The organism is Nonomuraea sp. CA-218870, assembly GCF_050936535.1.
GTDB lineage: Bacteria > Actinomycetota > Actinomycetes > Streptosporangiales > Streptosporangiaceae > Nonomuraea > Nonomuraea corallina.
The window spans coordinates 4,539,441-4,547,705 of record NZ_JBNJMN010000001.1; the positions used below are offsets into that span (position 1 = coordinate 4,539,441).

Here is an 8,265-nt window from a genome sequence, read left to right on the forward strand (position 1 = left end):
ACCGTGCGGAAGGCCGCTCAGGGGGCGGCCGTCTCCAGCACCTTCGTCTCGGGGCGCGGCGCGGCCGGGGTGCGCCGCATGCGCTCCTTGGCCCGCTCGACCATGGTGTACAGCGTCGGCACCAGCACCAGCGTCAGCAGCGTCGAGCTGATCAGCCCGCCGATCACCACGATCGCCAGCGGCTGCGAGATGAACCCGCCGTGACCCGTCACGCCCAGCGCCATCGGCATCAGCGCGCAGATCGTCGCCACCGCCGTCATGAGGATCGGGCGCAGCCGCCTGCGTCCGCCCTCGATGACCGCCTCCACGACGCCCATGCCCTGCTCGCGGTACTGGTTGATCAGGTCGATCAGCACGATCGCGTTCGTCACCACGATGCCGATGAGCATCAGCATGCCGATCAGCGCCGGCACGCCCATCGCGGTGTCCGTGGCCACGAGCAGCCCCACCGCGCCGGTCGCCGCGAACGGGATCGACACCAGCAGGATCAGCGGCTGGACGAAGCTCCGGAACGTCGCCACCATGATCATGAAAACGATGGCGATCGCCGCCAGCATCGCCAGCCCCAGGTCGGCGAAGGCCTCCTCCTGGTCGGCCGACGCGCCGCCGATCTCGTAGGCGGCGCCCGCGGACAGGCTCAGCGCGTCCAGCTCGCGGGTCAGCTCCTGGGTGACGCTGCCCAGGTCGGCGGCCGTGGCCTTGGCCGAGACCGTGGCCGAGCGCTCGCCGTCGATCCGGGTGATCTGGGTCGGGCCGTCGACCCGTTCGACCTCGGCCACCGACGACAGCTTCACCAGCCCTGACGCCGTCGGCAGCCGCAGGTCGCGCACCGCCTTGACGTCGTCGGGCGCCTCGCCGGCGCGCAGCACCAGGTCGCTCGGGCGGCCGTCGAGCGTGAGCTCGCCCAGCGGCGCGCCGCGGAACGCCTGCGCCACCGTCTGCCCGATCTGCGCCTCGCTCAGGCCGCGCGCCGCGGCCTTCTCCCGGTCGACCCGCACCTCGATGCGCGGCGCGCTCGTCTCCAGGTTGGAGGCCACGTCCCGCAGGCCCGCCACCTGGCCCATCGCGCCGGCCACCGCGTCGGCGGCCGAGCGCAGCGCGTCCGGGTCGGGGGCGCGCACGATCACCTCGACGCTGTCGGTGGAGAACCCGGCGGCTGAGGCGCCGCCCACCGTCACCTCGCCGATGCCCGAGACCTTGGCCATCCGGTCGCGCAGCTCCTGCTCCACCGCCGGGGTGTCGCTGCCGTCCTTGATGGTGATCGAGTAGGAGGCGCGGTCGGTGCCGCCGCCGGTGCCGCCCATCATGGCGTTCCCGCCGCCCACGTTCACCTGGTACGACTCGACCGCGTCGACCTGGTCCAGCACGTCCTCGACCTTGGCGGCGGCCTCGTCGGTGGTCTTCAGGTCGGTGCCCGCCGGCATCCGCTGGCTCATCGCGATCGTGTCCTGGCCGGTGGAGTCCAGGAAGTTGGTCTGCAGGCTGCCCGCCATGCCCATCGTGGCCGCGAACACCGCCACCCCGATCAGCAGCGTCACCACCTTGAAGCGGGTGGCGAAGCGCAGCACCGGCAGGTAGGCCCGCTGCAGCGGCGAGCGCAGCTCCGCCGCCTCGGCCTTGCGCCGCTGCTCCTCGGCCTCCGCCGGCGTCAGCCTCGGCGCCTTGAGGAACCAGTAGGCCAGCACCGGCACCACGGTCAGCGACACCACCAGCGAGGCCAGCAGCGCCACCGTCACCGTGATCGCGAACGGTGCGAACAGCTCGCCCACCATGCCGCCCACGATCGCGATCGGCGCGAACACCGCCACCGTGGTCAGCGTCGACGCCGTGACCGCGCCGGCCACCTCGCGCACGCCCGTCAGGATCGCCGCCCGTTTGGCCTCGCCGTAGCCGAGATGGCGCTTGATGTTCTCCAGCACCACGATCGAGTCGTCCACCACGCGGCCGATCGCGATCGTCAGCGCGCCGAGCGTGAGCATGTTGAGCGAGTAGTCGCCGAGCCACAGCGCCAGCAGCGCGATGACCACCGACAGCGGGATCGACACCGCGGTCACCAGCGTGGAGCGCACCGACAGCAGGAACACCAGGATGACCAGCACCGCGAAGATCAGGCCGAGGATGCCCTCGGTGGTGAGGCTCGCGATCGACTCCTCCACGTACGGGGCCTGGTCGAAGACGACGCTGATCGCGGTGTCGGAGCCGTCGCCGAGCGCGCGGTTCAGGTCGCCCAGCTTGTCCTGCACGGCGTGGGAGATCGCGACCGCGTTGCCGTCGGGCACCATGGTGACCGACACGCCCAGGCTGGTGTTGCCGTCGGTGCGGGTGATCGTGGTGGCGTCGGCCAGGCCGCGCTCCACGGTGGCCACGTCACCGAGCCTGACCGGCTTCGGCGCGCTCTGCTGGACGGTCTGCTGCGGGTTCTGCGGCTGACCGGTCTGGGGCTGACCGGTCTGAGCCTGACCGGTCTGGGCCTGACCGGTCTGGGGCCGGCCCGTCTGCGGCTGGCCCGTCTGCGGCTGGCCCGCGGAGGGCTGGGCGGGGGCGAGGTAGAGGTTCTCGATGTCCTTGAGCGAGTCGACCCGCGTGCCGACCTGGACGGTCAGCGACGTGCCGTCCTCCACGACCGAGCCGGCCGGGATCGGCGTGCCGTTGGCGCGCAGCGCCTCGGGGATCTGCGCCGCCGACACCCCGGCCAGCGCCATCTTCCCGAGATCCGGCGTGATCGTCACCACCTCGTCGCGGGTGCCGGTCAGCTGCGCCTCGCGCACCCCGTCGATCGCCCGCAGCTCCGGCAGCACGATGCCGGTCAGCTTGTCGGCCATCTCCCTCGGGTCGCCGCCGTCGCCCACGGCCAGCACCAGCACCGGGATGTCGTCGGTGCTGCCCGCCACCACCTGCGGATCGACCGTCCCCGGCAGCTGGGGGCGGACCCGGTTGACCGCCTGCTGCATCCGGCTGACCGCCGCTTCCACGTCGGTGCCGTACGTGAAGGCGACCTGGATCTGGGCCAGGCCCTCCTTCGACGTCGAGGTCATCGACTCCATGTCCGCCAGCCCCTGGAAGGAGTCCTCCAGCGGCTCGGTGACCTGCTCCTCGACGATGTCGGGCGACGCGCCCGGATAGGCCGCCACCACGAAGGCGCCGGGAAAGCTCAGCGACGGCAGCAACTGCTGCTTCAGCTGCGGGATCGTGAACAGGCCGAAGGCGCTGAGCACGACCGCCATCAAGATCACAAGACTGCGGTTGGCCAGGCTCAACCGGGCGAATGCGGTCATGGAGTCGTTCCCTTCAAGATGTCGGCCCCAGACTAACACTTCGCCTTGAACGAATATTTAACCTCATGCGACGTTCCTGATAACCTTCTCAGGAAGCGAGAGGTGCACGTGAACGACGAACGCGACGACCTGATCCACCAGATCATCGAGATCCAGCGCGACATCGGCCGGGCCCTCGCCCGACACCAGTCGCCGCTGTTCGCGTCCAATCTCACCATGCGCCAGCTCAAGGTCATCATGCTCGTCGCCGCCAACGGCTCGGCCACCGGCCAGGACCTCGCCCACAACCTCGGCGTCACCCTCGGCACCGTCACCGGCCTGGTCGACCGCCTGGTCGCCCACGGCCTGGTCAGCCGGCACGAGGACCCCCAGGACCGGCGGGTGCGCCGGGTCGAGCTCACCCCCGCCGGGCACACCCTCCTCGAGGAGATCAACGACGCCGGCCTGCGGCAGTACCGGCGGATCATGAGTCACCTCGACACCGAGACGCTCCGCTGCCTGCACCACGTCACCGTCCGCCTGCACGAGGCCGCCGCCCAGCCGCATGAGGCGTCGTAGCGGGGTTTCCGCCCGTACGGGCGAGCGTCGTGGTCACCGGCCCGCCGCCTTTACAAAGTAGATTCCATCGTCAGGCGGGACAGCGGGGGCGGCGGCGGGCCCTCGCAGGCGACCGTCAACCGCCGCGTCGCCCGCGTGATCGCCACGTACAGGTCCTGCGCCCCCCGGGGCGACTGGGCCAGGATCGCCGCGGGATCGAGCACGATCACCGCGTCGAACTCCAGCCCCTTGGCCTGCGTCACGGTCAGCACCGCCACCGGCGCGTCCAGGTCCTGGCCCGGGAAGAGCGCCGCCGCCGGGGCGTGCGCCGCGTCCGGGACCAGCACGCCCACCCGGCCCTCGCCGACCGCCGCCAGCTCGGCCCGGACCAGCTCCGGCAGCTCCGCCAGGCCCGCGCGCACCGCCCTCGGCGGCGCCCCGCCCTCCCGCACCGAGCGCGGCGGCGTCAGCGACGGGTCGATCGCCGCCAGCACGTCCGCCGCCACCTCCATGATCTCGGCCGGGGTCCGGTAGTTCACCTCCAGCCGCTCCTCGCGCCAGCGGCCCTCCAGGTACGGATCGAGCACCTCGCCCCACGAGCGGGCCCCGGCCGCCGAGCCGGTCTGCGCGATGTCGCCGACCACCGTGAGCGACTTGGCCGGCACCCGGCGCATCACCAGCCGCCACGCCATCGCCGACAGCTCCTGCGCCTCGTCCACGATCACGTGCCCGTACGCCCATGTGCGGTCCGCCGCCGCCCGGTCGGCCGTGGTCAGCTCGGCCCCGGTGTCGGCGTGCCGCTCGGCCAGCTCGTCGTCCCGCTGGAAGACGCCCTCCTCCAGCACCCCGGTGGTCTGCAGCACCTCCCGCGCGAACAGCCGGCCGGACTCCCGGTCGGTCTCGGCGCGGCGGCCGGCCGCCCGCACCGCCGAGTCGTCCTCGCCCAGCAGCTCCGCCGCCTCGTCGAGCAGCGGCACGTCACCGACCGTCCACCCGGCGCCGGCCGGCCGCACCAGCGCCCGCCAGTCCAGGCCGGGCGGGGACAGCGACTCCAGCGTCTCGGGGGAGGCCAGCAGCTCGCCGACCAGCCGTTGCGGCGTCAGGTCCGGCCACAGCCCGTCGATCGCCTCGCGCACCTCCGGCTGCGCCCACAGCCGCTCCGCCGCCACCGCCAGGTCGAGCTCGTCCAGGTCGTCCTCCAGGTTCAGCGGCCCGGCCAGCTCCCGCTCACCGGGGTCCAGGTCCATCTCCGCCAGGCGCAGCCCCTCCTCGAGGGCGCGGGCCTCGGCCCTGGCCAGCTCCTTGAGCATCTCCGTCACGTACAGCTTGCGCGCCATGTTGTGCGGCAGCCGCACCGCGCGCGCCCGCGCCCGGAGCCCGGCGCACGTCTCGTGCGGCACCCGCAGCCGCAGGCCGTCCAGCTCCACCACCAACTCGCCGTCCGGGACCCGCTGGCGGTCGCGCACCGCGGCGGCCACCAGGCCGGCCATCCGCGGGTCGCCCTTGACGACCGCGACCGCCGGCGGGTCGGCGGCCACGGCGCGCACCCCGGGGAACAGCTCGCCGAGCGTCGCCATCACCACCTGCGTCTCCCCCAGCGACGGCAGCACCTGGCCGATGTAGCGCAGGAACATCGCGTTCGGGCCCACCACCAGCACGCCGCGCCGTTCCAGCGTGTCGCGGTGGGTGTAGAGCAGGTAGGCGGCACGGTGCAGCGCCGCCACCGTCTTGCCGGTGCCCGGCCCGCCCTGGACCACCAGCGCGCCCTGCAGCGAGGCGCGGATCACCCGGTCCTGCTCGGTCTGGATGGTGGCCACCACGTCGCCCATCCGGCCCGTCCGCCCCCGGCGCAGCGCGGCCAGCAGCGCCGCCTCCCCCACCAGCGCGCGGCGCTCGCCGTCGCTCATCCCCTCCAGGTCGAACACCTCGTCGTCCAGCCCGGTCACCGTACGGCCCCGCAGGTGCAGATGGCGGCGGCGCACCAGGGTGCCCGGGTCGGTGGCGGTGGCCACGTAGAAGGGGCGCGCGGCCGGGGCCCGCCAGTCGACGAGCACGGACGTGCCCTCCTCGTCGCGCAGGCCGACCCTGCCGACGTAGACGGTCTCACCGCCGCGGTCGTCGACGCGGCCGAAGCACAGCCCGCGCTCCACGGCGTTCAGCCGCGCCAGGCGGCGGGCGTGCTCGCCGGCCAGCGCCTCGCGCTCGACCATGGCCTGGCGGGTGGCGCCGCCGCGGCCGTGCACCGCCCGCAGGGCCGACGCAGCCCGTTCGCGGGCCGCGTCGAGCCGGTCGTAGAGTCCCGACACGACCCGCTGTTCGGTGTCAAGGGCTTCGGCGAGAGCATCTTGACGATTAGCCATAGCGTGGTATAATCCTATCGGTTGAGTTGTGAGAAACGCTTGTTGTGGAGCGATCAAGCGTACGCCGCGCCCGCGTGCGCGGCAATCTCTCCCGGCGACCCATCTCCCGGCGATCGGCCTTCCGCGCCCGCGTGCTAGCTTGCCGATCATGCCTGACTACCTGCACAGCCTGTTCTCCCTCGCCGGGCGGCGCGCGCTGGTCACCGGCGGCAGCTCCGGCATCGGCTACGCCATCGCCGAGGCGCTCGGCCGCGCCGGGGCCGAGGTCGTCATCGTCGCCCGCGGCCGGGCCGGGCTCGACCGGGCCGCCGACCGGCTGCGCGGGCACGGCGTCACCGCGGGCACGATCGCCGCCGACCTCGGCGACCGCGAGGCCGTGCGCCGCGTGTGCGAGCAGGCCGGCCACATCGACATCCTGGTCAACGACGCCGCCAACAACATCCGCAAGCCCATGGCCGAGCTGACCGAGGACGACTACGCGCAGACCATCGCGGTCAACCTGACCGCCCCCTACCTTCTCGGGCAGCACTTCGGGCCGCTCATGGCCGGCCGGGGCTGGGGGCGCGTCATCAACATCGGCTCCCAGCAGAGCGTGCGCGCCTTCGGCGACAGCGGCGTCTACGGCGCCGCCAAGGCCGCGCTCGCCGGGCTCACCCGCTCCCAGGCGGAGGCGTGGTCCGGCCGGGGCGTGTCGGTCAACACGATCATCCCCGGATTCGTCCTCACCCCGCTCACCGAGCCCGCCCAGGCCATCCCCGGCCGCGTCGAGCAGATGGCCGCCCGCCACATGGCCGGCCGCAACGGCGTGCCCGCGGACTTCGCCGGCGCCGCGGTGTTCCTGGCGAGCGACGCGGCCGCGTTCGTCACCGGCCACATGCTCTTCGTCGACGGCGGTTTCTCCGTGCACTGACGGCCCGGCGCCTTTACAAAGTAGATCAGTAGTTCCGGCCCTGTCCCGTACACCCGGCGCATTCTCCCGAAAATGTGGCGCCGACCGGCGATTTGGGAGAAGGTGGGGACAAGATCGACAGGATGTGGAGGCGGCTGTGCGACTCGGATTCAGCATCGGCACCCTCGGGCCGGTGGCGGCCACCCACGAGGCCCAGCTCCAGCTGGTGCGGGAGGCCGAGCGGCTCGGCTACGACTCGGTGTGGGCGTCGGAGGGGTACGGGGTGGATCCGGTCACCACGCTGGCCTGGCTGGCGGCGGGAACGGAGCGGATCCGCCTGGGCACCGGGGTGATCCAGGTGACCGGGCGGACGGCCATCGCCGCCGCCATGGCCGCGGCCACCGTCGACCGCCTGTCCGGCGGCCGGTTCCTGCTCGGGCTCGGCGCCTCCGGGCCGCAGGTGGCCGAGGGCTGGCACGGCCACCGCTACGAGCGGCCCCTGGCCCACCTGCGCGACTACGTGGCCGTGGTGCGCACCGCGCTCGACGGCCGTCCCGTACGGCACGACGGCCCGGAGATCACGCTGCCGCTGCCCGACAGCCGCGGCAAGGAGCTGACCCTGCAGGCGGCGCCGGTGCAGCGCCCGCTGCCGATCCACCTGGCCGCCATGGGGCCCAAGGCCGCCGGGCTGGCCGGGGAGATCGCCGACGGCTGGCTGCCCATCCACTTCCCGCCCGAGCACCTGGCCGAGACCCTGGAGCACGTGCGGGCAGGGGCGGCCCGCGCCGGGCGCGACGCCTCCCGCGTCGAGGTCTCGCCCATGGTGATGGCCATGGTCGACGACGACGCCGACTACGCCCGCGACATGGTGCGGCCCATGCTCGCGCTGTACCTGGGCGGGATGGGCACGCGCGGGGTCAACTTCTACAACCGGCTGGCGCACCGGCTGGGGTTCGGCGACTCGGCGAGCCGGGTGCAGGACGCCTACTTCGACGGCGACCTCGGCGCGGCCGTGGAGGAACTGCCCGACGACCTGGTGGACGCGCTGACGCTGTGCGGCACCCCTGAGCGGGTGCGCGAGCGCCTGGCCGCCTACCGCAAGGCGGGCGCGACCAGGCTGATCGTCGGCCTGAACGCGCCCACCGTGGACGACCGGCTGGAACAGCTCGCCTGGCTGGCCGAGCTGAACGCCTGAAAGGGGTTC

The 8,265-nt window shown here is 73.1% G+C and carries 5 protein-coding genes; 3 read left to right on the top strand and 2 right to left on the bottom strand.

What is annotated here, in order from left to right; genetic code table 11:
• Positions 1-17 precede the first annotated feature (17 nt).
• The gene (locus tag ACQEUU_RS22085) at positions 18-3,275 is read right to left on the bottom strand and encodes an efflux RND transporter permease subunit (protein ID WP_433068684.1); all 3,258 of its coding nucleotides are present in this window, start codon (positions 3,273-3,275) and stop codon (positions 18-20) included.
• Between the two features lie 108 nt (positions 3,276-3,383).
• On the opposite strand from ACQEUU_RS22085, the gene ACQEUU_RS22090 reads away from it, so the two are divergent.
• Positions 3,384-3,833 (top strand): MarR family winged helix-turn-helix transcriptional regulator, encoded by a 450-nt coding sequence (locus ACQEUU_RS22090; RefSeq protein WP_433068686.1) that lies wholly within the window; start codon positions 3,384-3,386, stop codon positions 3,831-3,833.
• A 50-nt stretch (positions 3,834-3,883) separates the two neighbouring features.
• Here the strand turns inward: ACQEUU_RS22090 and ACQEUU_RS22095 are convergent, their stop codons facing one another.
• Positions 3,884-6,172 carry a HelD family protein gene (locus tag ACQEUU_RS22095; RefSeq protein WP_433068687.1) on the bottom strand — a complete coding sequence of 763 codons (2,289 nt, stop codon included), beginning with the start codon at positions 6,170-6,172 and terminating at the stop codon, positions 3,884-3,886.
• A gap of 148 nt (positions 6,173-6,320) precedes the next feature.
• Here ACQEUU_RS22095 and ACQEUU_RS22100 point away from each other — a divergent pair, with 148 nt between their 5' ends.
• Both ACQEUU_RS22100 and ACQEUU_RS22105 read left to right on the top strand, forming a co-directional pair.
• A complete protein-coding gene (locus ACQEUU_RS22100; protein ID WP_433068689.1) occupies positions 6,321-7,082 on the top strand; it encodes an SDR family NAD(P)-dependent oxidoreductase in 762 nt (253 codons plus the stop codon).
• Positions 7,083-7,218: 136 nt separating this feature from the next.
• Positions 7,219-8,256, top strand: coding sequence for an LLM class flavin-dependent oxidoreductase (locus tag ACQEUU_RS22105; protein ID WP_433068691.1), 1,038 nt, complete (start codon positions 7,219-7,221; stop codon positions 8,254-8,256).
• Positions 8,257-8,265 lie beyond the last annotated feature (9 nt).